Raw genomic sequence first — 23,179 nt, 5'->3', positions numbered from 1 at the left:
CCGCCCGGCTGGGTCTGCTTCGGCATGCCGGGCGGAGAAAGGCTTTGCCATGTTCGTTCGACATGCCCTCGTCCTCACCACCGCCGCGGTGGCGCTGACCGCCTGCGCCGGCACCTACGACCCCGCCGCGAACGCCGGCGCGCAGTCCACCGCGACGGCCACGGCGTCGGCCCAGGCCGCCGCTCCCGCCACCGCCCCGGTCGCAGGGGCCGGGCTGAGCATCACCGACCCCTGGGTGAAGACCACGAAGAAGGGGATGACCGCGGCGTTCGGGACGCTGGTCAACAACGGCACCGCGTCCGTCACGATCGTCTCCGGTGCCTCTCCGCTGTCGCCCATGATCGAGCTGCACGAGGTCGTCGACTCCGGCGGCAAGATGGTCATGCGGCCCAAGGAGGGCGGGTTCGTGGTGCCCGCGGGCGGCACCCACGAGCTCAAGCCCGGCGGCGACCACATCATGCTGATGGGCGTCACCGAGCAGGTGCGGCCGGGGGCGAAGATCCCGTTCACGCTGCAGGTCCAGGGCGGGCAGCCGCTGGAGTTCACCGCCGTGGGCAAGGACTTCGCCGGCGGCGAGGAGGACTACCAGCCGGGGCACAAGTGATCAGCCGCAGAGGGCTGATCGCCGGCGGCGCCGTCACCGCCGCCGGCGTGCTCGGGCCGCACCGTTCCGAGCGGCAGGTGATCAGGCTCGCCTCCACCGAGGTGACGCCGTTCCACGGGACGCACCAGGCGGGCGTGGCCACGCCGCCGCAGGCGCACGCGGTGTTCCTCGGCTTCGACCTGCTGCCACGCACCCGTAAGGAGGCGATCGTCCGGCTGCTCCAGCTCCTGACCGACGACGCGGCCCGCCTCACCCAGGGGCGGCCCGCGCTGGCGGACACCGAGCCCGAGCTGGCCGCGACCCCGGGCGGGCTCACGTGCACGTTCGGGTTCGGGCCGGGGCTGTTCGCGGCGGCCGGGGTGGACTCGCCGGTGGCCGCGCTGCCCGCGTTCAAGACGGACCGGCTGGACAAGCGGTGGAGCGGAGGTGATCTGCTGGTCCAGGTGTGCGCGGACGACAGCGTGAGCGTGGCGCACGCGGTCCGGATGATCGTGAAGGACACGCGCTCCTTCGCCCGCGTACGGTGGACGCAGCGCGGCTTCCACAGCCCCACCCGGCGCAACCTGATGGGCCAGATCGAGGGCACCGGCAACGCCACCGACCTCGACAAAGCCGTCTGGATCGGACAGGGCCCGCTGCGCGGCGGCACCACGATGGTGCTGCGCAGGATCCGGATGAAACTGGAGACCTGGGACGCCGCCGACCGGGTGGCCAGGGAGTTCACCATCGGGCGGCGGCTGAGCGACGGTGCGCCGCTCACCGGTGCGGCCGAGCGCGACGCGCCCGACTACGCCCGCAAGAACGCCCTCGGGTTCCCGGTCATCTCCGAGTTCGCCCACATCCGGCGGGCGCACGTGGCCGATCCCGCGTCGCGGCTGCTCCGGCGGCCCTACAACTACGACGAAGGGCTGAGCGCCGAGGGCGAGTCGGACTCGGGGCTGCTGTTCGCCTGCTTCCAGGCGGACGTCGGCAAGCAGTTCGTCCCGGTGCAGCGCATGCTGGCCGAGGGCGACCTGCTGAACGAGTGGATCAGCGCGATCGGGTCGGCCGTGTTCGCCGTCCCGCCGGGGTGCGCGCCCGGCGGGTGGATCGGGGAGACCCTGCTCTCCTGACGATCGGGAAGGCCGCCAGGAGGGCTCGCTCACCTGACGGCCGGGAAAGGCCGCCGTCCTAGCCGTACCTGCCCGTCGGGGCGGGGCGCAGGGCGGCGGCCAGGTCGTCGGCCAGCGGCTCGATCTCCTCCTGGGTCAGGGTGGAGACGGTCAGGCGCAGCGCGGGCGGCGAGCCGATGCGGTTGCGCGCGCCGGGCGCGCACGCCCAGCCCCGGGCCAGCAGCCGGGTGATCGCGGTGGTCTCGTCCGCGACGGGGATCCACACGTTCAGCCCGCTGCGGCCGTACGCGGTGACGCCGCGCGCCGCCAGCGCCGCCACCAGGCCGTTCCTGCGCAGCCCGTACGCCGCCGCGACCGCCGCCGTGTCCACCGCGTCCGTCCGCCAGAGGTGGGCGACGGCGCGTTGCAGCAGGTGACTCACCCAGCCCGCGGCCAGCCGCTGCCGCCCGCGCAGCCGGTCCAGCGTGACCGGGTCGCCGGCGATCAGGGCGAGGCGCAGGTCGGGGCCGAACGCCTTGGCCGTGGAGCGGGTGTGGACCCAGCGCGCGGTGGCCCCGGCCAGCGAGTACGGCGGCAGGTCCACGAAGCCCGAGCCGTGGTCGTCCTCGATCAGCAGCACCTCGGGACTGGCCGCGAGCAGCGCCCGCAGCTCCCGTGCCCGTGCGGCGGACAGGCACGCTCCCGTCGGGTTCTGGGCGCGCAAGGTGATGACCACGGCCCGCGCCCCCGCCTGCAGTGCCCGCGCGAGCTCGTCCGGCAGCGGGCCCTCCTCGTCCAGCCGCATCGGCACCGGGCGCAGCCCGAGGACGGCGACCAGGTCGAGCAGGGCCGTCCAGCCCGGGTCCTCGACCGCGACCGCGTCGCCTGGGCGCAGGTGGGCGGTCAGCACGCGTTCGACGGCGTCGAGGGTGCCCGAGGTGATCGCCAGCGCCTCGGCCGGGATGCCGTCCGCCCGCAGCCGGGCTCCGGCCAGGGCGATGAGCTCCTCGTCGTCGCCGGTGCCGTACATGGCGGGGCTCTCCTCGTGCGCCCGCGCGGCGGCGGCGAGGGCCTCGCGCAGCGGCGGCAGCAGGGAGGGGTCGGGGTTGCCCTTGGACAGGTCGCGCACGCCCGGCGGCGCCTCGATGCGGATCTCCTCGCGGAACGTGCTGGCCGGGCGCGGCCTGACCCGCGTCCCGCGCCGTCCCGCGGTCTCCACGACGCCGCGCTCGCGCAGCAGCCGGTACGCGGCCGCCGCCGTGCCGGGGCTGACCCCCGCCCGGTCGGCCACCTCGCGCACCGGCGGCAGCACCGCCCCCGGCGGCAGCCGTCCCTCGGACACGGCGAGCTCGACGCCGGCCGCTATCTCACTGGCCGTTCTGCCGGTGAACGGATATGTTTCTAGCACAATGTTAATTATGTACTAATACAAAGAGGTTCGCATGCTCATCAACCCATGGGACGCCGCCAGGGACGAGGACGAGTGGCGTGAATGGCTGCGTACGCGCGACTTCGGCCAGATCGCGGTCAACGGCGTGGGCGGCGCGGCCCCCGTGGTGGTGCCGACCCACTTCCTGTTCGACGGGGAGGAGATCGTGCTCCACCTGGCCCGGCCCAACCCGATCTGGGCGGCGCTGGAGGCCAACCCCGCGGCGCTGGTGAGCGTGTACGACGACTACGCCTTCATCCCGAGCGGCTGGCGCGGCGACTCTCCGCAGACGGGCGTGCCGACCAGTTACTACGCCTCCGTCCAGCTCGACTGCCTGGCGGAGATCGTGGACGACAGGGAGGGCAAGGCGGAGATCCTGCGCCGCCAGCTGGCCCACCACCAGCCGGCCGGGGATCACGGCGAGATGGCGGCCGACGCGGGGCCGTACCACAAGAGGCTGTCGGCGCTGCGCGGGCTGCGGCTGCGGGTGGTGGAGGTGCGGGCCAAGTTCAAGTTCGACGACCACCGGCCCGAGGTGCGCGAGCGGGTCTCGGCCGGGCTGGCCGAGCGCGGGCTGCCCACGGACGCCGGCGCGCGGGCCCGGCAACTCGGGCGCGCGGCCGGCGGCTGAACAGGGGCTCCGCGGAGCGGTTTTCCACACGATGCACAGTCTGTGGATAACCGGCCTTGCCTGTGGATAACGTCGTTTCCAGCCTCTCGCCGAACGGCTCCCGCGGCCGCCCGTCCGCCGGTGACGGCCACGACCTGCGGCGACCCTATGGGCCGACCTCGACAGAGAGTGCGTTTTCCCAGGTCAGGGCCGTGCCGTCGGCGAGCAAGGAGTATCCGTACCACACCTCAAAAGCTGCCTGAAACGGCGGCGCGGAAGGGGCCCGTACCTGTATGGGGACGGGTACGCGCCCCTCCCCGGCCGACACCCCACACCCTGTGGACGAACGGGCCGGTGGAGCGGCCTTCGTCACCAGTTCCAGTACGACCGCGCCTCGGACTTCCACTCCTTCGGGAAGTACTGGTGGATCTTGAACGCCATGCCCTTGCCCCGGGCGATGTACTGGTCGCGTTCGAGCTTCCTGGTGATCGGCTTGCCGGGGTTGCCCTGGTTGTCCCACCAGGACTCCCACTGCTTGACGCAGGTCTGGCCGCCCAGGTACTGGTTCGAGCAGGAGGCCGGCGGCGACCAGATCTGGGTGTGCCCGAAGTCGACGGTCTTGCCCGACGACTGCTCGGTGATCGTCCCCCACGCCTTCATGCAGTAGCCCTGCGCGGGGATCGCCCACTTGACGTAGTGCTGCCGCCCCGACGTGGCCAATGTCGTGAGATTTCCGCACTTGGCGTCACCGATCTGCTCCTTGGTGACCCGCACGGTGTAGTAGGTGCCGTTGTCACGCCAGCCGTCCAGCATCAGCCAGTCGCCGCTGTGGACGAACTTCTCGGCGTAGGAGGGCGGCCACTTCTTCGGGTCGCCCCAGCTGATCTCCGAGGACGTGGACGACAGGGGCTTCCAGGTCCACTGCCCTGCCGCCTGCCCGTCGGCCCAGTGCTGGCCGGCGCTGCGCGCGCTGAACATGGAGTACTGGCCGTAGTTCTCCGCCGCCTGGGCCGGGGTGCTCACGCCGGCGAGCACGGTGACCGCCCCGACGACGACGGCGGCGGTCCGTACGCTCAACTTCTGAATCATCACCGGCGAGATGGTACCGACGGACTGATGAACCGTCCGTCGGATCAAAATTTCTCGAACTGATCGGCGGGACCCCGGCGCGAAGGACCGGGGCCCCGCCCTGGGTCAGCCGGAACGCCTCATAAGGGCGAAGATGCCCCAGCCGAGGTATTCACGCTGGTAGCGGACATGCCGCAGCGGCGACTCGGTGAGCTCCGCGCGCAGCTCGGCCGCCAGCTCGTCCTCGGGGTTGGAGTCGAGCCAGCGCCGCAGGTTGAGCCACTGCGGAGCCACGTACCTGTCCCAGCTGTCCTGGTCGGCCAGGACCATCTCGACGACGTCCCAGCCGAGCTCGCCGAACTGTCCGACCAGCCCGGGCAGGGAACGCAGGTCGTCCGCGTCGCGCATGTGGCAGGCTTCGACGGTGGCCTGGTCGGGCGGGTCGAGCCGCCAGTACGGCTCCCCGATCAGCATCAGGCCGCCGGGGCGCAGGCTGCGTTCGAGCAACTCAACGGTGCCCGGCAGGCCGCCGCCGATCCAGGTCGCGCCGACGCAGGACACGACGTCGACCGGCTCGTCGGCGATGTAGGCGGAGGCGTCGCCGTGCACGAACGTGACGGCCCCGTCGACGCCCAGCTCGGCGGCCCGAGCCCGCGCCGCCGCGGTGAACACGGTGCTGACGTCGACTCCGGTGCCGCGCACGCCGTGGTCGCGGGCCCAGGTGCACAACATCTCGCCCTTGCCGCTGGCCAGGTCGAGCAGCCGGCTGCCGGCCGGCAGGTCCAGCGCCCGGCCCAGGGTGGCGAGCTTGTCGGCGGTGACGGGGTTGAGGATGCGGTGGCTGTGCTCGCGGATGGTGAAGCTACGTGGCAGATCCACTTCTGAGGTTCCTTCTGGTCGTAGACGCGATTCGTAGGTGACGGGACCGGATCACACCGGCCGAACGCGCCTGGACCGTCATACAATGCACCTCTTCGAGTGGCTGGAGAGTCGTCCGGGCGAGGCTAGAACACCCGGTCCGCCGACGTCCACCGGTTATCCCCCGGTCTCCAGGTCCGTGGCGATCCGGCCGCGCATCATGGCCTCCATGACCTTCATGAACCGCTGCGTCCGCGCCCGCCCCAGGACGAACGAGTTCGCGGCCGCCCCCGCGCGCAGTTCCTCCATGCGCGCCAGGCCGTAGTCGGCGGCCCCGTGGTTGTTCAGCTCCACGTCCACCCCCGCCTTGCGCATCGTGGCGGCGAAGGCCAGCACGGAGTCGAGGTAGATCCGCTTGTCGGCGACGGCCGCCGGCGGGTTGGTGCCGCCCCACAACATCGCCGTGTGCCGCCGTCCCCTCCACCGCGCCGGGAAGATCATCGACACGGTGCCCGGCGTGTGGCCGGGGGTGTGGTGGAAGGAGACCGTCGTGTCGCCGAGGGTCAGGCGGCCGCCGTCGGCGATGTCCAGGTCACGCTTGGGGGCGTTCGGCGGCTTCTCGGCGGCGACGAGCTTCCAGTCGGCCGGGCTCATCATGACGCGGGCGCCGTACCGGTCGGCGAGGTACTGGGCGCCGCCGAAGTGGTCGTCGTGCCCGTGGGCGGCCACCACGTACTTGATCGCCGACGGGTCGACGCCGAGCGACTTCAGCTGGGGGACGATGACCTTCCCGGCCTCGTCCGGCGAGCTCAGCGCGTCGATCAGGATGACGCCGCCCGAGGTGAGCAGGGCCGTGACCGAGACGAACCCGGTGCTGACCACGGCCACGTTGTCGAAGATCTTCAGCGGCTTCGGCGCCTTGGGCTGGGCCGGTGTCACACCCGGTGTGAGCGCCTTGACCAAAGTTGTGAGCACCGGGTCGCGGCCGGCCAGCTTCGCCGCCCTGGCGTAGTGGTCGCGCGCGCTCCCCGGCGCGGCGGTGGCCGCCTCGGCTCTGCCACCCGCCAGCGGCAGCAGGGCCGCGGCCGACAGCAGGGCCCGGCGGGAGGTGGTGGACTGCGCAAGGGACATTCGCCTCGTACCTGCTTTCACTCGCCCGGATGCGACGTCGCTCCAGCAGAGCAGAGCCGATCAAGGGGCGTCCAATATTGACATCCCCCGCGCGTCGATAACGGAGCCGATATCAAGGCTGGTCGATGCCCTGGCAAACGTGTGTGCGCGGTCGGCGGGTGAGCCGTGTTCGCCGCCGTTCCTCTGCCTACTGTGAGCCCCCGATTGATCGGGAAAGGCGGGAAATCATGCCGGTCGGGAGCCTTCGCCGTGATTCGCCCCTCGTCGAGCCCCTGCCGGGCGCGCTGGGCAGGTGGGGGTCGGCGGTGGCCCGCCGGGGGCGGTTGGTGATCGCGTTGTGGCTGGTCCTGGCCGCCGGCTCGGCGGCGCTGCTGCCCGGGTTGCCGGCCCGGCTGGCCCCGCCCTCGCTGGAGGTGCCGGGCTCGGAGTCCGCCGTCGCTGCGGCCGTGATCGCGCGCGGCTTCCCCGAACAGGGGACCGAGCAGGTGCTGCTGGCCTTCACCTCCGCCACGCTGCGTGCCTCCGAGCCGGGGTACCAGCGCGTGATGGCCGCGGTGATGAGCGCGATGGCCGCCCGCGGGGACGTCGGGGCGCTGCTGCCGCTGCCTGATGTGGCCGGCCAGCATCCCGGGCACGCATACGCGCTGATGGGTGTGCACGGCGACGAGCCGGCCAGGCAGCGCAACCTGCCCGCCCAGCTCGCGACCGCTCAGGAGAGCGCGAGGCGGGCGTCGGCGGGAGCCGTCTCGGTCACGATCCTGGGCGTCAGCCGCGCCTTCGCCCAGCTCGCCCACACCGACATGGCCGATCTGCGGGCGATGGAGACCATGACCGTCCCGGTGGCCGTGCTGCTGCTGGTGCTCGGGCTCGGCGCGGCGGGCGCGGCCCTGGTGCCGCTGCTCGTCGGCGGTGCGGCGATCCTGGCCGCGATGGGCGCGCTCGCCCTGGCCGGTACGTACGGCGACGCCGACTCGACCATGCTCACCTACACCGTCACCATGACCCTGGGCCTCGGCCTGGACTACAGCCTGCTCATCCTGCTGCGCTACCGCCAGGCCCGCGCCGGCGGCCGGTCCCCGCAGGCCGCGGCCGCTCACGCCGTCGCCACGGCGGGCAGCACCGTGACCTGGTGCGCCCTGGCCATCATGATCACCTCCTGTGCGCTCTTCCTGGTCGGCGTGCCGTGGGCGGGTTCGATGGCGCTGGCGGGCCTGCTGTCCGCGCTGGTCACGCTCGCCGCGGCGCTGACCCTGACGCCGGCGCTGCTCCCCCGGCTCGACGGCCTGCTCGCGTGGGGCACGCTCCCCTGGCGGCGGCACGACTCGGAGCCGCGCGAACCGGCCTGGGTGCGGGGCGCCCGGCACCTGATGCGCCACCCGGTCCTGTACGCGGCGGCGGCCGTCGCGGCGTTGCTCCTGCTCGCCCTGCCGGCCCTGCACCTGCGTACCGGGCTGCACTACGACCGCGCCACGCTGGCCGGCACGGACATGGGCGCCGGCCTGGAGCAACTCGAACGCGACAAGGTGGCCAGCCTGACCAGCCTGGCGCTGCCGCATCCGCCCGGCTCGGCCCCGGTGGACACCGGTGCGCTGAGCGCCGCGCTGCGGGCCGACCCCCGGGTGTCCGTGGTGAGCGTGTTCGACAACGGCAGGGACCTGACCCTGATGCTGCTCGCCGACAGGGCCGCGCCGGACAGCGCGGCCGCGACCGCCTTCCTGCGGGACGTGCGCGAACGGGCCGCCCGCCTGCTGCCCGCCGGTCAGCGGGTGCTCGCCGTCGGACCGGCCGCGCGGCTGCGCGACCTGACGGCGGGCGCGCTCGACGGGCTGTGGCGGGTGCTCCTCGTCGTCCTGCTGGCCTCGTTCACGCTGCTGCTGATCACGTTCCGCAGCCTGCTCATCCCGCTGAAGGCCGTCGCGATGAACCTGCTCTGCGTGTGCGCCACGTTCGGCCTGCTCACGCTGGCCTTCCAGGATCCGGCGACGGACGTCAACGCGCTGCTCCCCCTGATCGTCTTCACCATCGTCTTCGGCCTGTCCATGGACTACGAGGTCTTCCTCGTGCACCGCGTCCACGAGCACTACCGCCGCACCGGCGACAACACGGCCGCCGTGCTGCACGGGCTGCGGCACACCGCGCGCCCGATCACGCTGGCCGCCGCCATCATGGCCGGCACCTTCTCCGGGCTGATGTTCACCCGGCGGCTCGACTTCCAGCAGGGCGGCTTCGCGGTGGCCGTCGCGATCGTGCTCGACGCCACCCTCATCCGGATGGTGCTGGTCCCGGCGCTGATGCGGCTGCTCGGTGAGCGCAACTGGTGGCTGCCGGGTCAGCGCCGCAGGAACGCCTCGATGGCGGGGACGAGCCGTTCGTACGCGTCCTCCAGCACGTAGTGGCCCGCGTCGGGAAAGGCGTGCACCTCGGCGCCGGGGAAGCGCCGGCGCCACTCGGTCAGCATGAGCGGGTCGAAGACCGGGTCGCGCAGCCCCCAGCCGATCAGCACGGGCCGGTCGGCGAACTCCCCCAGGCTCTCCCCCGTCCGCGTCAGCAGCGGCCAGGCCCCGTCGCCGGGACCGAGCGGGATGTCCCCCACGAACCGCCGCACCGCCACCCGGTGCCCCCGGCGGTCGTCGGGGGCGAGGAACGCGTCGCGCACCTCCCTGGGCAGGCGACGCCGCACGCCGAACGGCGGCAGCGTGGCCAGCCTGGCGAAGGCGTGGTGGCGCAGGAACAGCCGGGCGCCCACCCGGGTCTCGCGCAGCAGCCACAGCGGCAGGCGCAGCGCCGGGCGTACGCGGGCGCCGTACGGGTTGGGGAAGGCGGCCGTGTTGAGCACCACGAGGCGGGCCACCCGCTCGGGGTGGCGGCTCGCCCAGGCCATGCCGATCGGGCCGCCCCAGTCGTGCATCACCACCGTCCACCCGCGCTCAGGCGCGCCCTCCGTGGCGATGAGGTGGTCGGTGAGCGCGTCCAGGTCGTCCACGCGGGAGGCGAGCGTGTACGCGTAGCGGTCCTCGCCCGGCTTGTCCGACAGGCCCATGCCGATGTGGTCGGGCGCGACGCAGCGGTGCTCGGTCCGCAGTGCCACGATGAGGCGGCGCCACAGGTAGCTCCACGACGGGTTGCCGTGCAGCATCAGGACGGGCGCGCCGTCGCCCTCGTCCACGTAGTGCTGGCTCAGGCCGGCGCGGGTGAGGAAGCGCGAGGTGAACGGGTAACCGGGCAGGGTCATGGGGCTCCGGCATCTCGGTCGGCTGCGGTCCGGTGGTCGGCGTTCCGGTCGGCGAGGTGGGCGGCCAGCCGGGACAGGCCCTCCGCCGTGCTGACCAGGGGTTCGTAGCCGAGGTCGCGGCGGGCGGCGGTCAGGTCGAACCAGTGCGACGTGGTGGCCTGCACGACGGTGAGCCGGGTCAGCGGCGGCTGCGACCGTACGCGGGCGAGCCGGTAGGCGTGCTCGACGGCCCCGCCCGCCAGCCGGGCCAGGCGGGCCGGCACCCGGGGCCGGACCGGAGGGAGCCCCGCCGCCGCGAGCAGGCCGTTGATCCAGTCCGCGATCGGCGCCGGCTCGTCCTGGGCGACGAAGTAGGCCCGGCCGGCGACCTGCGCGCCGGGGGAGAGCGCCTCCAGTGCCAGCACGTGGGCCCGTGCGGCGTTGTCGACGTAGACGGTGTCGACCCGCTTGCCCGGCACGCGCGGCAGCAGCAGCCGCCCACGCCGTGCCCGCGCCACGAACCGGGGCAGGAAGTGCGGGTCCCCCGGCCCCCAGATCAGGTGCGGGCGCAGGGCCACGGTGGCCAGCCGCGCGCCGGCGGCGGCCAGGACCAGCCGCTCGGCCTCGGCCTTCGTCGCCGGGTAGGGGGCGAGGAAACGGCGGGCGTAAGGGGCCGACTCGTCCACGCCCTCCAGGTCCCGCCCGTCGTGGACGACACTGGGCGAGGAGGTGTGCACCAGACGGGGGACACCGGCCCGCAGGCAGGCGTCGATCACGTTGGCCGTCCCGGTGACGTTGACCTCCCGGTAGTCACGGGCAGGACCCCAGACCCCGGCCAGAGCGGCACAGTGCACGACGGCATCGCGACCCTCGACGGCGGCGTACACGGCATCGGGGTCACGGACATCGCCGGCAATCCGGACGACGTCCCGTACGGCCGGGTCACGGACCTCGGCGGCGTCCCGTACGGCCGGGTCACGGACCTCGGCGGCGTCCCGTACGGCCGGGTCACGGACCTCGGCGGCGTCCCGTACGGCCGGGTCACGGACCTCGGCGGCGTCCGGTGCGGCCGGGTCCGGGACGGAGCAGGCCGGTCCTTCGGGCGTGGCCGGTTCCGGCTCGGGACGGAGGTGACGCTGGAAGGTGGCCACCTCATGACCACGCTCGGCGAGCTGGCGGCAGACGGCGCGGCCGAGGAAGCCTCCGCCGCCGGTCACCAGGACCCTCATCGCCCGCCCCGGCCCAGCTCGCGCGCCGCCCACCGGGCCAGCAGCGGCCGGCGGATCTTGCTGGCGTGCCTGACGTCCATCGGGAACCCCCGGTGCGGCAGCACCTCGCTCAGGTCGGGGCCGTGCGCGCGAACCCGTTCCACGATCTCGCGCCGCTCGCGCCGCGACGTGCCGGGCTCGCACTCCACGCAGAGCACGGGAATCTGGGCCCCCGCCGGGCCCACGCCGACCAGCGCGGTACGGCGCACACCCGCCAGCCCGTTGAAGACGGGTTCGACCTGATCGGTGTAGAGATCACCGTCCGCGGTACGCACCCGCTCACTCTTACGACCGGCGAACCACAGCCGCCCCTGCTCGTCCAGCCGGCCCAGATCTCCCATGCGGTGCACGGGCCCGCCCTCGTCCGCGAGGCGCGCGAGGGCCGTGTCATGAGGACGGCCGAGGTAGGGGTCGCTCACCGCCGGTCCCGCCACGGTGATCTCCCCCACCGTTCCCGGCGGGACCAGCAGGTCGTCCGACCACTCCGGGATGGCGTCGTCGGTGACGGCGATGACGCGTACCCGGTTGCCCGGCAGCGGCGTCCCCAGGCAGGTGCCCGCGCCGTGCGCGGTCGCCGGGGCCGTCGCGGTCAGCTCGGCCGCGTCCGCCGCGCTCACCAGCAGGCACTCGGTCGACCCGTACACCGAGCGCACCTCGGCGTGGGCGGGCAGACACCGCTGGGCGCGCTGGAGCACGGAGTAGGGCAGCGGCGCGCCCGCGGTGAGCACGGTCTCGACGGTGCCGAGGCGCAGGTCGCGTTCGACGCAGTGACGGGCGAGCCGGTCCAGCAGCGCGGGCGCGGCGAACAGGCCGGTGACGCCGTGGGCGGCGATGGAGCCGGCCATGACGGCCGGGTCGCTCCGTTCCGGATGCCGCGGGTCGAGCCGGGGGACGACCGAGCCGCAGCCCATCGACGGCGCGGCCAGCGCGAACGGCAGGAAGGTCGAGTAGACGACGGCACCGGGCGTGAGCGCCCCGAGCCGGGCCAGCAACTCGGTCTGACCGGCCAGGTGCCGCTGCCGGAAAGGCACCCCTTTGGGCGGCCCTGTGGACCCGGAGGTGAAGGCGATCAACGCCGGCTCCTCGGCACCACCCGCCCCGGCTTCCACCGCAGGCGACCGCACCGCGACGGTCATGTCGAGCTCCGCCGCGGACGACCGCACCGAGTCGGGTTCGGCCGCAGGCCACCGGCCGTGCGAGCGCACCGCCACCGTCGTACGTACGCTGCCCCGCCCCCACCCCAGCAGGACCCGCGCCAGGTGAGCGCGCGGCACCCCGACGAACGCCTCGGGAGCCGCCTCGGCGAAGCACGCCCCCATGGCCCGCGCCCCGAGCCCGGGATCGACCAGGATCGGCACCGCCCGCAGCCGGAACAGCGCCATGACCACCGCCACCAGCTCCCGCCCCGGCGGCACCAGGACCGCGGTCCTCGTCCCCGCGCCCACCCCGGCGCCCGCCAGGGCCCGCGCGGTCCGGTCGATGAGCTCGTTCAGCTCCGCGTACGTGAGCGTCTCGGCGTGACGGCGTCCGTCGATGTGGCAGGCGACGGCGTCGGGACGGGTGTGCACCCATCGCTCGGTCATCGCCACGACGTCGAAGAGCCCTGAACCCACCGATGCCACCTCCTCCAAGCGTTTTGGCTGATCCACTATGCGGTAACTATCTGTAGTGAAATATAACTAAGAGTGATAGGAGTAGCCATGCGCCGACTTGTCGCCGCAATCGTCACAGGAGCCGCGGGAGCCGTGCTGTCGCTGGCCGCCGCGGGCCAGGCCCAGGCCGCCGCCGCACCCGTGCCGGGCACCGTGACCGCGATCGACTGCGTGCTGGGAGCCGGCATAGTCCTCCCCAGCGCCGCCAGCGCCAGCCGCCTGGTCTGCGTCGGCGGCCTGTACAACAACTCGCCGGTGGGCGGGCTCGCCTAGCAGGGCACGGCTTCGAGGATGGTCAGGTCCTTCGGCAGGCCCGCACTCATGAGAAGCTGCGCCATCAGCGGAACGCCCGCGAGCGACTGCGTACCGGCGGGCGAGAGGGTCACCGGCACCGCAGCCGGCACCTGGGCCGGAACGAGAGCGCTCGCGGGCAGCGCTCCGGACGGGGTCCCGGCCTGTGCCCCGGACGATGCCGCAGATTGAACCCCGGCGGGTGCACCGGCAACCGCCCCGCCACCGCTCCCGGCCATGCCGAAGAAGGCGGCGAAAGCCTGGGCCAGCGTGTTCACGGGAACGCTGATGCAGAACTTGCCCAGCACATCCCCACCGACCGGCGCGGGCTCCAGAGGAACCACGGAGTCCGGATCGTCGGCGGCAGCCGGAGCGCCCGGCAGAACGGCGCAGCAGAAGGCGGCACAGCAGGCGGCGGCGATAACGCGCATGAAGCTCTCCTCAGAATCAGACCGGCGCGAAGATCAGGGTGGCGTTGTGCCCGCCGAACCCGAACGAGTTGGACATCACCGGCCCAGCAGCCATCGGCCGCACCTGGGCGACGACGTCGACGGCGCACTCGGGATCGAGCGTCCGGAGGTTCGCCGTGGGCGGGACCGCCCGTTCGTTGAGCGCCAGGACGGCGGCCACGGCCTCGATCGCCCCGGCGGCCCCGATGGCGTGCCCGGTGATGCCCTTGGTGGAGGTCACCGGCACCGCGCCGGGCCCGAACACCGCGCTGATCGCCTGGGCCTCGGCCAGGTCGTTGAGCGGAGTGCCGCTGCCGTGCGCGTTGACGTGCGTGATCTCCTCCGGGCCGAGCCCGGCGTCGGCGAGCGCGGCGCGCATGCAGCGGGCGGCGCCGTCGCCCTGCGCGGGCGGCGCGGTGATGTGGTGGGCGTCGGAGGAGAGCCCGCAGCCGGTCAGCTCGGCGTAGACGTGGGCGTCGCGGGCCAGCGCGTGCTCCAGGTTCTCGAGGACGAGGAACGCGGCGCCCTCGGCCAGCACGAACCCGTCGCGGTCGCGGTCGAAGGGCCTGCTGGCCAGTTCCGGGGCCTCGTTGCGTTCGGAGAGGGCGCGGCAGCGGTGGAAGGCCAGCATCACGGTCGGCGTGACGCACGCCTCCGCGCCCCCGGCGACCACCACGTCGGCGGTGCCGTCGCGCAGCAGCCGGGCCGCCTCGGCGACGGCATGGGCGCCGGACGCGCACGCGGTGGCCACCGACAGGCTGGGGCCGAGGATCCGGTGGCGGATGCTGATCGCGGCGGCCAGGGCGTTCGGCATGACCATCGGCACGTGCAGCGGCCCGGGATTCCCGCGACCCGGGCCCACGGCGTCCAGCAGGGCGTTCTCGTACGTCAGGGTGCCGCCGAAGCCGCTGCCGGTCACGACCGCCTGCCGCTCGGCCGACACCCGTACGTTCCCGGCGTCGCCCAGCGCGTCGGCCGCCGCGCACACCCCGAGCTGGGTCACGCGGTCCATCCGGGCGGCCTGTTTGGGCGTCAGGTAGTCCGTGACGTCCAGGTCGTGGATCTGGCAGGCGAAGTCGGTGCCGATCCCGGTGGTGTCGAAGGAGGTGATGCGCCGAGCGGTGGACTGCCCGGACAGCAGCGCGTTCCACAGTTCCTTGAGCCGCGAGCCGGCGGGCGTGCGCACGCCCATGCCGGTGACGGCGATCCGCTCGCGCGACCTCATCCCGTGCGCTCCGCGACCAGCTCGCGGGCGCGCGCCACGACGTCGCCCACGGTCCGCACGTCGGCCAGCGCCTCGCGCGGCATCGTTCCCCACTCCTCCTCCAGGACGACGTGGAGCTCGGCCAGGTCGAGGCTGTCGGCCTCCAGGTCCTCCCGCAGCCGCGCGTCCTCGGTGACCCTGCTCGGGTCGACCTTGAGGATGCTCGCGCAGCGCTCGAGCACCAACGTCATGATCTCCTCGTCGCTCATGTCCGGTTCCTTCCGCCGTGCGTGCTGACCGTTGTGTCGCCCAGCCTCGCTGATGGCACGAAAGATGATCACTTGTGACGCGACGCCACCCGTTAAGGAATTGATCAAGTTTGCCGGTGCGGCGATTCGCACGCCGTCCGCGATCAGGCCCTCTCCCTATCGTGGCCGCACGGGGACCCGAAACGGGGACACGAGGGGGATGAGCATGAACTACGCGCACGTGGCCGGGGTGGCCGTGCATCTGCCCGAGCGGAGCATGACCACCGCCGAGCTGGAGGACGGGCTGGCCGAGCGCAACCCCGGCGTGCACATCCCGCGCGGCCTCATCGAGCAGGCCACCGGCGTACGGCGGCGGCACCTGGCCGCCCCAGGGCAGACGGCCGCCACGATGGCCGTGGCCGCAGCGCGCGAGCTGCTGGAGGAGACCGGTCTGGCCGCGCCGTCCCTCGACCTGATCATCTACGCCGGGGTGAGCTGCGACGCCGTCGAACCCGCCACCGCGCACATGGTCGCCGCCGAGCTGGGCGCCGGCTGCCCGGTGTTCGACGTGCGCAACGCCTGCAACAGCGTGCTGAACGCGATCGAGCTGGCCGACGCGCTCATCGCCGCCGGCCACTACCGCACGATCCTCATCGCCTGCGGCGAGATCGCGACCTCCTCCATCCGCTGGCGGGTGAGCTCGGGCGACGAATTCGTCGCCGCCATCCCCTCCTACACCGTCTCCGACTCGGGCACGGCCCTGCTGCTGCAGGCCGCCGGCGCACCCGGCGTCGTCGCCCACCGCTTCTGCGCGAACTCCAGCCACTGGCCGGCCGCCGTCATGCCGATCACGCCGGCCCCCGAGGGCGGCTTCGAGGTGGCCCCCTTCCGGGTCGACTTCGTGGACCTGGCCGTCGGCGTGCGCAAGCTCGACCACTCCGCGCTGACCGGGCCGCTGACCGAGCGCGGGCTCGAATGGGACGACCTGGCCGCGATCTGCGTGCACCAGGCCTCGCTGGCGTCCCTGCACATGCTCTGCGAGCTGGCCGGGATCCCGCTCGACAAGGTCGAGGTGACGATCGTCGAGCACGGCAACCTGGTCGCCTCCAGCCTGCCGGCGCAGTTGCACCAGGCGCTCCGGGCCGGCCGCGTGCAGCGCGGCGACCTGGTCGCCCTGGTGGGGCTGGCCAGCGGGGTGAGCGCCGGGACCGTACTGCTGCGCTGGTAGCCACCACCCGTACCGAGGAGCACACACATGTCCAAGATCCTGTTCGCCGCCGCCGTCTGCGTGGCCGCGACCACTCCGCCGATGGCCGCGCACGCCGCGCAGACCGTCCTGACCTGCCGGATCAGCACCGCGGCCGGGCAGCCGGTGACGTTCACGCCGGCCGTGGGCTTCCTCCCGCGTGCGGTCACCGCCCAGGGGACGCTCGTCCTCACCGGTTGCTCCTCCACCGCGCCGGCCGCGGCGAACCTGCGCTCCGGCCGCCTGACCGTCCACGGAACCGGCCGCGCCTTCTGCACCGGCGTGCAGAACATCCGCGGCAAGGGCCACATCACCTGGTACGGAGCGGACGGCGGTGCGGCGGGCGTGTCCACCCTGCGCCCGGCGCTCGCCCAGGTACGCAGCCACAACCCCGGCGACATGCTGCTCAGCGGCACGATCACCAAGGGGCCGCTGGCCGGCGCCCGTACCGCCGGCACCGCGACCCCGACCTCGGACGTCAGCACCTGCGCCACCCGGGGGATCACCAGCGTGCACGGCGCGGGCACGATGACGTTCTCACTCTGAGCGTACGGACCTCGCGAGAGGCCCGTCGGGAAGCGAGCAGGATTCGAGAAGCGCCACCCCTGGCACCGCCCCTAGCGTGATGGTCATGAGCAGCCCGGATCACCGTTTCCGGGCCGGCGACCCCACGACTCCAGGAGCGAGCATGACCTCCACCCACGGCATCAAGACCGTGCTGCACCCCGTGTCCGACATCCAGGCGGCCAAGGCGGTCTACGCCGCGCTGCTCGGCTTCCAGCCGCAGACCGACGACCCCTACTACGTCGGCTTCGAGGCCGACGGCCAGCACATCGGGCTGGTGCCGGGCGGCAAGACGGAGGACCTGTCCTCGCCCACGGTCTACTGGCAGGTCGACGACATCGAGGCCAAACTCGCCGAGGTGACCGCGGCCGGCGCCACCGTGAAGTCGGCCCCGCGCAACGTGGGCGGCAGCCGTGTGGTGGCCACGTTCACCGACCCGGACGGTAACGTCCTCGGGCTGCTGCAGGACAAGTGAGCAGCCGGTCCCCGTCCCCGCTCCTCGGCGGGGACGGGAGACAAACGGACATACCGCACATAGCTGGTTAAATTCGAGCTAGCACCGGCGGAGACAGCCCCCGACACGATGGAGAGACGATGACCACGCCCCCGAGGACGGACCCGCAGCAGGCGTCCGAGCAGCACGTCGCCGACAGCCACGGCCTGATCCGTGTGCACGGCGCCCGCGTGAACAACCTCAAGGACGTCAGCGTCGAGCTCCCCAAGCGCCGCCTCACGGTGTTCACCGGTGTCTCCGGGTCGGGCAAGAGCTCCCTGGTGTTCGGCACGATCGCGGCCGAGTCGCAGCGGCTGATCAACGAGACCTACAGCGCCTTCGTCCAGGGCTTCATGCCGACGATGGCGCGGCCCGAGGTCGACGTGCTCGACGGGCTGACCACCGCCATCCTGGTCGACCAGCAGCGGATGGGCTCCGACCCGCGCTCCACCGTCGGCACCGCCACCGACGCCAACGCGATGCTGCGCATCCTGTTCAGCCGGATCGGGCAGCCGCACATCGGCTCGCCGCAGGCCTTCTCCTTCAACGTGCCCACCGTACGCGCGAAGGGCGCGATCACCGTCGAACGCGGCAACCGCAAGACGGAGAGGGCCAGCTTCACCCGGATCGGCGGCATGTGCCCGACCTGCGAGGGCCGCGGCGCGGTCTCCGACCTCGACCTCACCCAGCTCTACGACGACTCCAAGTCGCTCACGGAGGGCGCGTTCACCATCCCCGGCTGGAAGTCCGACAGCTTCTGGACCGTGCGCGTCTACGCCGAGTCCGGCTTCGTCGACCCGGACAAGCCGATCCGCGAGTACACCGAGCAGGAGCTCCAGGACTTCCTCTACAAGGACCCGGTGAAGGTCAAGGTCGACGGCGTCAACCTCACCTACGAGGGGCTGATCCCGAAGATCAGGAAGACGTTCCTGGCCAAGGACCGCGAGTCGATGCAGCCGCACATCCGGGCCTTCGTGGACCGGGCGGTCACGTTCACCACCTGCCCCGGCTGCGACGGCACCCGGCTCAGCGAGGAGGCCCGCTCCTCCCGCATCGGCGGCGTCAACATCGCCGAGGCCTGCGCCATGCAGATCACCGACCTCGCCGCGTGGATCCGCGGCCTCGATGAGCCGTCGGTCGCGCCGCTGCTCGGCAAGCTGCTGCACACCCTCGACTCGTTCGTGGAGATCGGGCTCGGCTACCTCTCCCTCGACCGCGCCTCCGGCACGCTGTCGGGCGGCGAGGCGCAGCGCGTCAAGATGATCCGCCACCTCGGCTCCTCACTCACCGACACCACCTACGTCTTCGACGAGCCCACCATCGGGCTGCACCCCCACGACATCCAGCGGATGAACGACCTGCTGCTGCGCCTGCGCGACAAGGGCAACACGGTGCTCGTCGTGGAGCACAAGCCGGAGACGATCGCCATCGCCGACCACGTCGTCGACCTCGGCCCCGGCGCCGGCACGGCGGGCGGCACCGTCTGCTTCGAAGGCACCGTCGAAGGGCTGCGCGCCAGCGACACCATCACCGGCCACCACCTCGACGACCGCGCCACGCTCAAGGAGAAGACGCGCACGTCCACCGGCGCGCTGGAGATCCGCGGCGCGACGACGCACAACCTGAAGAACGTCGACGTCGACATCCCGCTCGGCGTGCTCGTCGTCGTCACCGGCGTGGCCGGCAGCGGCAAGAGCTCGCTCATCCACGGGTCCGTCCCGGCCGGCGCGGGCGTGATCTCGATCGACCAGAGCGCGATCCGCGGCTCGCGGCGCAGCAACCCGGCCACCTACACCGGGCTGCTCGACCCGATCCGCAAGGCGTTCGCCAAGGCCAACGGCGTGAAGCCGGCCCTGTTCAGCGCCAACTCCGAGGGCGCCTGCCCCGGCTGCAACGGCGCCGGCGTCATCTACACCGACCTCGGCATGATGGCCGGCATGAGCACCACCTGCGAGGACTGCGAGGGCAAGCGGTTCGAGGCCTCGGTGCTCGACCACCACCTCGGCGGGCGCGACATCAGCCAGGTGCTGGCCATGTCGGTCGACGAGGCCACGGAGTTCTTCGGCGCGGGGGAGGCGCGCACCCCGGCCGCGCACGCCATCCTCGACCGGCTCAGCGACGTCGGGCTCGGCTACCTGACCCTCGGGCAGCCGCTCACCACGCTGTCCGGCGGCGAGCGGCAGCGGCTCAAGCTGGCCACCCACATGGCCGAGCGCGGCGGCGTCTACATCCTCGACGAGCCCACCGCCGGCCTCCACCTCGCCGACGTCGAACAACTGCTCCGCCTGCTCGACCGGCTCGTGGACGCCGGCAAGTCGGTCATCGTGATCGAGCATCACCAGGCGGTCATGGCGCACGCCGACTGGATCATCGACCTCGGTCCCGGCGCTGGGCACGACGGCGGCCGGATCGTCTTCGAAGGCACCCCCGCCGGCCTCGTCGCCACCCGCTCCACCCTCACCGGCGAACACCTCGCCGCGTACGTCGGCGCCTGATCCGCCGGGCGCTTGAGCCGCTGGTTCCTTGAGCGGTTGACCCGCCCGATGCACCGTCTCGTCGTCCACCACCCGAGCACGCCCGATAACCCCCATCCTCACCCTGGTGCCTGAGCCGCCGATGCGCCTGATCCGCGTTCCGTCCGCCTACCGTCCCGTACTCGCCAACCGGGTGTTCCGGCGGCTCATCCTCGGTTTCGGCGTCTCCTACCTCGGCGACGGCATGAGCTTCGTCGCCGTCGCCTGGCTCGCCATCGAGCTCGCGCCTCAGGGGAGCGCGGGTCTGTGGGTGGGCGCCGCGGTGGCCGCGTACACGCTGCCGGGGGTGGCCGGGGCGCTGGCGTTCGGCCGCCTCCTGCGCCGCGTGCCCGCCAGGCGGCTGCTGCTCGCCGACAACGCGGTGCGCGGGGTCCTCCTCGGCGCCGTGCCGCTGTTCTGGCTGGCCGACCTGCTCAGTCTGCCCCTGTACGTCACGCTGCTCGCCCTTTCGTCCCTGCTGCACGCATGGGGCAACGCGGGCAAATACACCATGCTGGCCGAGCTGCTGCCGGGGGAGCAGCGGCTGGCCGCCAACACCCTGATCAGCTCGCTCGGCTTCGCCGCCACGATCGCCGGTCCCGCCATCGCCGGCGTGCTGGTGACGTACGTCGACTCGGCCCTCGTCCTCGGCCTGGACGCGCTGACGTACGTGTTCCTCGCCGTGCTCGTCGTACGCACCCGGCTGCCCGAGCCGGACCCCGACGCCCACGTGTCACCCGTCGATCAGACGGCCGCCCGGGGCGGGCTCGCGTTGCTGCGCTCCCACCCCGAACTGTTCGGCCTGCTCGCCCTCACCTGGTGCTTCAACTTCCTGTACGGCCCGGTCGAGGTGGCCCTGCCGCTCCACGTGACCGACGACCTGCACGCGCCCGGCACCCTGCTGGGCCTCTACTGGATGTTGTTCGGCATCGGCGCGCTGCTCGGCGGCCTCGCGACCGGCGCGCTGCGGCAGTTGCCGCTCTGGCCCGTGACGATCGGCGTGGTGATCGGCTGGGGCCTCTGCCTGCTGCCGTTCTGGTTCGACGTACCGGTCATCGTCACCATCGCCGGCTTCGCGATCGGCGGCGCGATCTACGGCCCGTTCGTGGCGCTCTCGGTGACGCTCATGCAGACGAAGGCGCCCCCGCAGCATCTGACCGCGATGCTCGCCGCCCGCAGCGCGGTGCTGCTCACCGCGTCACCGCTCGGCACCGCACTCGGCGGACCCCTCACCTCGGCCCTGGGCCCCCGCCCGACCCTCGGCAGCTCGGGCCTCGCCACCGTGGCCGTCGGCCTAGTCGCCTGCGCACTCCTCCTCGTGTCCAGCCGCCGAAGGAACCCGACCCCCTGATTACCAGGCGCCCGGATCGCTTGCCCTGACGACCATCTCACCCTTGAATGGGGATTCATGCCCCTCCGCAGCCTCAGACCCGCCACTTCGCGCCCCACCGAACTCCTGATCGGCATCGGCTTCTTCGTGGCGGTCGCGGCCTGCGCGATCACCGCGGTGCTGATCCCCGCCGCCCAGTTCGAGCTGCGATTCTTCGTGATGGGCCTGGCCGGATGCGGGTACGCGCTGGCCGCCGCCGACCTGTGGGCCGCCACGGTGACAGGCGTCTCGGCCTGGGCGCTGGCCACCGGCTTCCTCATCCCGCCCACCGGCGAGCTGGCCGTCACCGGCGGCCCCGACGTGATCCGCCTCATCGCCATCGTGGGCCTCTGCCTGGCCGGCGGCCTCTACGGCATCTCCCGCCGCCGCACCCACCGCGACCGCCCCGCAAGCTGAGCTAACCACAGCCCCGCCGTCAGCCGCCACCCATCCCCGGAAGATCCGCGTGCCGGTACGGCGCCGGCTCCATCCCGCTCTGCACCACCAGCACCGTCCCGGACGACTCCTCCCGGAACAGCCCGTCCACCGCAGCCGCCACCTCATCGGCGGTCAGCATCGGCAACCCGGCCGCCACCAGGAAGTCCTTGGCGGGCGCGATCAACGGCGTATCAGTGAAACCAGGACAGACAGCGCCGATCCTGACCCGCGCCGCGGCCAGCGGCTCCACCAGCGCCCTGACCAGACCGATCACGGCATGCTTGCTCATCGAGTAGATCGGATCCGGGCCGAACCCGACCAGCCCCGCCATCGACGACGTGACCACGATCGAGCCACCGCCGGAGCGCTTGAGCAGCGGAAGGGCGGCCGCCACGCCATAGACGACGGAGTCGGCGTTGATCCCCATCACCGTCCGGTAGCGCTCCGGGTCGAACGCGGAGAAGTCGACACCACCGTTGGTGCCGGCGTTCAGGTGCACGAGATCCAGGCGCCCATAGCGTTCATCGGCCAGCGCCACGGCCCGTACGGACGTCTCCTCGGAGCTGACGTCGCCGACCAGCCACGCGCCACCGACCTCCTTGCCGACCCGCTCGACGCCCTCGGCGTCCCGATCGACCAGCACGCAGTCGGCCCCGCCCGCGGCCAGCCGCCGCGCCACGGCGGCCCCGATGCCACTCGCCGCACCGGTGATCAAAGCGACGGTGCTCATGAACGCTCCTAGAGCCTGTACGGAGTTGAAATCAGAGGGATTCGTCTCGACTGCGCCACCGGCTCCGACTGAAGGCAGCCAATCTGGGCCGTTCGCGGGGCGGGCTGACCCGCAAGGTCCATCTGGCCACCGACTGGCGATGCCGGCCGTTGTCCTTCGTCCTGACCCCGGGTCAGGCAGGAGACAGTCCACAGTTTCATGCCGTCCTGTCCCGTATCAAGATCCGCCTGCCGGTGGGCTGGCCTCGCACCCGGCCGGGTGCGGTGGCCGCCGATAAGGCCTACTCCTCCCGCGCCAACCGCTCCTATCTGCGCGGGCGCGGCATCAAGGCGGTCATTCCGGAGAAGTTCGATCAGGCGGCCAACCGCAAGAAGCGCGGATCTCGCGGGGGTCGCCCGGTCAGTCGTGATCCAGACCTCTACAAGCAGCGGACCACGGTGGAACGGTGCATCAATCGGATCAAGGAGTGGCGAGGGCTGGCCTTCCGCTTTGACAAGACTCCCGACAGCTACCTCGCCGGCCTTCATTTACGAGGGGTCATTTTGTGGATTCGAAGCCTTCAACCGCTCTGAGGATCTGAAGTCCGTACAGGCCTGGTTTTCGGATCTCAGGTGGGCGGGAGACGTTCAGATCCTCAGGATGGAGCTTCGCGTTTGACCTTGACGCCCAGGTCAGCCTTTAGCTTCACGTTCACTTACCTACGACGAGAGGA

22 protein-coding genes and 1 pseudogene are annotated in these 23,179 nt (G+C 72.3%); 12 read left to right on the top strand and 11 right to left on the bottom strand.

The window, feature by feature from the left end; translation table 11 throughout:
* The first annotated feature begins 49 nt into the window (after window positions 1-49).
* Together OIE67_RS47875 and OIE67_RS47870 are read left to right on the top strand one after the other, a co-directional pair.
* Window positions 50-604, top strand: a complete 555-nt coding sequence (locus OIE67_RS47875) for a copper chaperone PCu(A)C (RefSeq protein ID WP_326633135.1) — start codon at window positions 50-52, stop codon at window positions 602-604.
* Complete coding sequence (locus OIE67_RS47870) at window positions 601-1,716, top strand: Dyp-type peroxidase (RefSeq protein WP_407674789.1); 1,116 nt, start codon at window positions 601-603, stop codon at window positions 1,714-1,716. Before OIE67_RS47875 ends, OIE67_RS47870 begins: the two co-directional genes overlap by 4 nt.
* 58 nt (window positions 1,717-1,774) lie before the next feature.
* On the opposite strand, the gene OIE67_RS47865 is transcribed toward OIE67_RS47870, so the two are convergent.
* Window positions 1,775-3,103: an aminotransferase class I/II-fold pyridoxal phosphate-dependent enzyme gene (locus OIE67_RS47865; protein WP_326633133.1), complete on the bottom strand. Its 1,329-nt coding sequence runs from the start codon at window positions 3,101-3,103 to the stop codon at window positions 1,775-1,777.
* Window positions 3,104-3,137: 34 nt separating this feature from the next.
* Here OIE67_RS47865 and OIE67_RS47860 point away from each other — a divergent pair, with 34 nt between their 5' ends.
* Window positions 3,138-3,755 (top strand): FMN-binding negative transcriptional regulator, encoded by a 618-nt coding sequence (locus OIE67_RS47860; protein WP_326633131.1) that lies wholly within the window; start codon window positions 3,138-3,140, stop codon window positions 3,753-3,755.
* Between the two features lie 348 nt (window positions 3,756-4,103).
* Here OIE67_RS47860 and OIE67_RS47855 read toward each other — a convergent pair whose 3' ends face one another.
* The 3 genes from OIE67_RS47855 to OIE67_RS47845 all read right to left on the bottom strand — a co-directional run bounded on the left by OIE67_RS47855 (window position 4,104) and on the right by OIE67_RS47845 (window position 6,791).
* The gene (locus OIE67_RS47855; RefSeq protein ID WP_326633129.1) at window positions 4,104-4,826 is read right to left on the bottom strand and encodes a hypothetical protein; all 723 of its coding nucleotides are present in this window, start codon (window positions 4,824-4,826) and stop codon (window positions 4,104-4,106) included.
* Window positions 4,827-4,928: 102 nt separating this feature from the next.
* A complete protein-coding gene (locus OIE67_RS47850; protein WP_326633127.1) occupies window positions 4,929-5,681 on the bottom strand; it encodes an SAM-dependent methyltransferase in 753 nt (250 codons plus the stop codon).
* 156 nt (window positions 5,682-5,837) lie between these two features.
* Window positions 5,838-6,791, bottom strand: a complete 954-nt coding sequence (locus tag OIE67_RS47845) for an MBL fold metallo-hydrolase (protein ID WP_326633125.1) — start codon at window positions 6,789-6,791, stop codon at window positions 5,838-5,840.
* A 227-nt stretch (window positions 6,792-7,018) separates the two neighbouring features.
* Between OIE67_RS47845 and OIE67_RS47840 the strand changes: the two genes are divergently transcribed.
* On the top strand, window positions 7,019-9,184 hold the full coding sequence (locus OIE67_RS47840; RefSeq protein ID WP_326633123.1) for an MMPL family transporter: 2,166 nt from the start codon (window positions 7,019-7,021) through the stop codon (window positions 9,182-9,184).
* Here OIE67_RS47840 and OIE67_RS47835 read toward each other — a convergent pair.
* The 3 genes from OIE67_RS47835 to OIE67_RS47825 are packed head-to-tail and all read right to left on the bottom strand — an operon-like array spanning window position 9,121 to window position 12,883.
* Window positions 9,121-10,023, bottom strand: coding sequence for an alpha/beta fold hydrolase (locus OIE67_RS47835; RefSeq protein ID WP_326633121.1), 903 nt, complete (start codon window positions 10,021-10,023; stop codon window positions 9,121-9,123). The two genes, OIE67_RS47840 and OIE67_RS47835, sit on opposite strands and share 64 nt — an antisense overlap.
* Window positions 10,020-11,219, bottom strand: a complete 1,200-nt coding sequence (locus OIE67_RS47830) for an NAD-dependent epimerase/dehydratase family protein (protein ID WP_326633119.1) — start codon at window positions 11,217-11,219, stop codon at window positions 10,020-10,022. Before OIE67_RS47830 ends, OIE67_RS47835 begins: the two co-directional genes overlap by 4 nt.
* 8 nt (window positions 11,220-11,227) lie before the next feature.
* Entirely contained in the window at window positions 11,228-12,883 is a 1,656-nt protein-coding gene (locus OIE67_RS47825; RefSeq protein WP_326633117.1) for a fatty acid CoA ligase family protein, read from the bottom strand.
* Between the two features lie 87 nt (window positions 12,884-12,970).
* Here OIE67_RS47825 and OIE67_RS47820 point away from each other — a divergent pair, with 87 nt between their 5' ends.
* Entirely contained in the window at window positions 12,971-13,195 is a 225-nt protein-coding gene (locus OIE67_RS47820; RefSeq protein ID WP_326633115.1) for a hypothetical protein, read from the top strand.
* Here the strand turns inward: OIE67_RS47820 and OIE67_RS47815 are convergent.
* Genes OIE67_RS47815 through OIE67_RS47805 form a run of 3 tightly spaced genes read right to left on the bottom strand, consistent with a single transcriptional unit; the run spans window position 13,192 to window position 15,135 of the window.
* The gene (locus OIE67_RS47815) at window positions 13,192-13,644 is read right to left on the bottom strand and encodes a hypothetical protein (RefSeq protein WP_326633114.1); all 453 of its coding nucleotides are present in this window, start codon (window positions 13,642-13,644) and stop codon (window positions 13,192-13,194) included. The two genes, OIE67_RS47820 and OIE67_RS47815, sit on opposite strands and share 4 nt — an antisense overlap.
* 16 nt (window positions 13,645-13,660) lie before the next feature.
* Window positions 13,661-14,887: a beta-ketoacyl-[acyl-carrier-protein] synthase family protein gene (locus tag OIE67_RS47810; protein ID WP_326633112.1), complete on the bottom strand. Its 1,227-nt coding sequence runs from the start codon at window positions 14,885-14,887 to the stop codon at window positions 13,661-13,663.
* A complete protein-coding gene (locus OIE67_RS47805) occupies window positions 14,884-15,135 on the bottom strand; it encodes an acyl carrier protein (protein WP_326633110.1) in 252 nt (83 codons plus the stop codon). The genes OIE67_RS47810 and OIE67_RS47805 overlap by 4 nt, the downstream gene beginning before the upstream one ends.
* 205 nt (window positions 15,136-15,340) lie before the next feature.
* Here OIE67_RS47805 and OIE67_RS47800 point away from each other — a divergent pair, with 205 nt between their 5' ends.
* From OIE67_RS47800 to OIE67_RS47775, 6 genes are all read left to right on the top strand, one after another.
* Window positions 15,341-16,342: a 3-oxoacyl-ACP synthase III family protein gene (locus OIE67_RS47800; protein WP_106252685.1), complete on the top strand. Its 1,002-nt coding sequence runs from the start codon at window positions 15,341-15,343 to the stop codon at window positions 16,340-16,342.
* A 27-nt stretch (window positions 16,343-16,369) separates the two neighbouring features.
* Window positions 16,370-16,906, top strand: a complete 537-nt coding sequence (locus OIE67_RS47795) for a hypothetical protein (protein ID WP_326633107.1) — start codon at window positions 16,370-16,372, stop codon at window positions 16,904-16,906.
* 85 nt (window positions 16,907-16,991) lie between these two features.
* Window positions 16,992-17,399 (top strand): VOC family protein, encoded by a 408-nt coding sequence (locus tag OIE67_RS47790; protein WP_326633105.1) that lies wholly within the window; start codon window positions 16,992-16,994, stop codon window positions 17,397-17,399.
* Window positions 17,400-17,518: 119 nt separating this feature from the next.
* The gene (locus tag OIE67_RS47785; protein WP_326633103.1) at window positions 17,519-19,912 is read left to right on the top strand and encodes an excinuclease ABC subunit UvrA; all 2,394 of its coding nucleotides are present in this window, start codon (window positions 17,519-17,521) and stop codon (window positions 19,910-19,912) included.
* Between the two features lie 106 nt (window positions 19,913-20,018).
* Window positions 20,019-21,281 carry an MFS transporter gene (locus OIE67_RS47780; RefSeq protein ID WP_326633101.1) on the top strand — a complete coding sequence of 421 codons (1,263 nt, stop codon included), beginning with the start codon at window positions 20,019-20,021 and terminating at the stop codon, window positions 21,279-21,281.
* A gap of 57 nt (window positions 21,282-21,338) precedes the next feature.
* Window positions 21,339-21,716 (top strand): hypothetical protein, encoded by a 378-nt coding sequence (locus tag OIE67_RS47775; protein WP_326633100.1) that lies wholly within the window; start codon window positions 21,339-21,341, stop codon window positions 21,714-21,716.
* A 19-nt stretch (window positions 21,717-21,735) separates the two neighbouring features.
* Here the strand turns inward: OIE67_RS47775 and OIE67_RS47770 are convergent, their stop codons facing one another.
* Window positions 21,736-22,467, bottom strand: a complete 732-nt coding sequence (locus OIE67_RS47770) for an SDR family oxidoreductase (RefSeq protein WP_326633098.1) — start codon at window positions 22,465-22,467, stop codon at window positions 21,736-21,738.
* A gap of 32 nt (window positions 22,468-22,499) precedes the next feature.
* Between OIE67_RS47770 and OIE67_RS47765 the strand changes: the two are divergent.
* A pseudogene (locus OIE67_RS47765) lies at window positions 22,500-23,039 on the top strand (IS5 family transposase); the annotation flags it as partial.
* Between the last annotated feature and the right edge of the window lie 140 nt (window positions 23,040-23,179).

Source organism: Nonomuraea fuscirosea, assembly GCF_035917475.1.
Classification (GTDB): domain Bacteria; phylum Actinomycetota; class Actinomycetes; order Streptosporangiales; family Streptosporangiaceae; genus Nonomuraea; species Nonomuraea fuscirosea.
This window is presented reverse-complemented; position numbering and strand designations above follow the sequence as displayed.

What these genes read in the sequence shown, in the direction of transcription:
- OIE67_RS47800 (WP_106252685.1), top strand. Translation starts at nt 15,341, where the DNA reads ATGAACTACGCGCACGTGGCCGGGGTGGCCGTGCATCTGCCCGAGCGG.
- OIE67_RS47785 (WP_326633103.1), top strand. Translation starts at nt 17,519, where the DNA reads ATGACCACGCCCCCGAGGACGGACCCGCAGCAGGCGTCCGAGCAGCAC.
- OIE67_RS47810 (WP_326633112.1), bottom strand. Translation starts at nt 14,887, where the DNA reads ATGAGGTCGCGCGAGCGGATCGCCGTCACCGGCATGGGCGTGCGCACG.
- OIE67_RS47845 (WP_326633125.1), bottom strand. Translation starts at nt 6,791, where the DNA reads ATGTCCCTTGCGCAGTCCACCACCTCCCGCCGGGCCCTGCTGTCGGCC.
- OIE67_RS47835 (WP_326633121.1), bottom strand. Translation starts at nt 10,023, where the DNA reads ATGACCCTGCCCGGTTACCCGTTCACCTCGCGCTTCCTCACCCGCGCC.
- OIE67_RS47860 (WP_326633131.1), top strand. Translation starts at nt 3,138, where the DNA reads ATGCTCATCAACCCATGGGACGCCGCCAGGGACGAGGACGAGTGGCGT.
- OIE67_RS47815 (WP_326633114.1), bottom strand. Translation starts at nt 13,644, where the DNA reads ATGCGCGTTATCGCCGCCGCCTGCTGTGCCGCCTTCTGCTGCGCCGTT.
- OIE67_RS47840 (WP_326633123.1), top strand. Translation starts at nt 7,019, where the DNA reads ATGCCGGTCGGGAGCCTTCGCCGTGATTCGCCCCTCGTCGAGCCCCTG.
- OIE67_RS47820 (WP_326633115.1), top strand. Translation starts at nt 12,971, where the DNA reads ATGCGCCGACTTGTCGCCGCAATCGTCACAGGAGCCGCGGGAGCCGTG.
- OIE67_RS47775 (WP_326633100.1), top strand. Translation starts at nt 21,339, where the DNA reads ATGCCCCTCCGCAGCCTCAGACCCGCCACTTCGCGCCCCACCGAACTC.
- OIE67_RS47795 (WP_326633107.1), top strand. Translation starts at nt 16,370, where the DNA reads ATGTCCAAGATCCTGTTCGCCGCCGCCGTCTGCGTGGCCGCGACCACT.
- OIE67_RS47805 (WP_326633110.1), bottom strand. Translation starts at nt 15,135, where the DNA reads ATGAGCGACGAGGAGATCATGACGTTGGTGCTCGAGCGCTGCGCGAGC.
- OIE67_RS47790 (WP_326633105.1), top strand. Translation starts at nt 16,992, where the DNA reads ATGAGCAGCCCGGATCACCGTTTCCGGGCCGGCGACCCCACGACTCCA.
- OIE67_RS47770 (WP_326633098.1), bottom strand. Translation starts at nt 22,467, where the DNA reads ATGAGCACCGTCGCTTTGATCACCGGTGCGGCGAGTGGCATCGGGGCC.
- OIE67_RS47875 (WP_326633135.1), top strand. Translation starts at nt 50, where the DNA reads ATGTTCGTTCGACATGCCCTCGTCCTCACCACCGCCGCGGTGGCGCTG.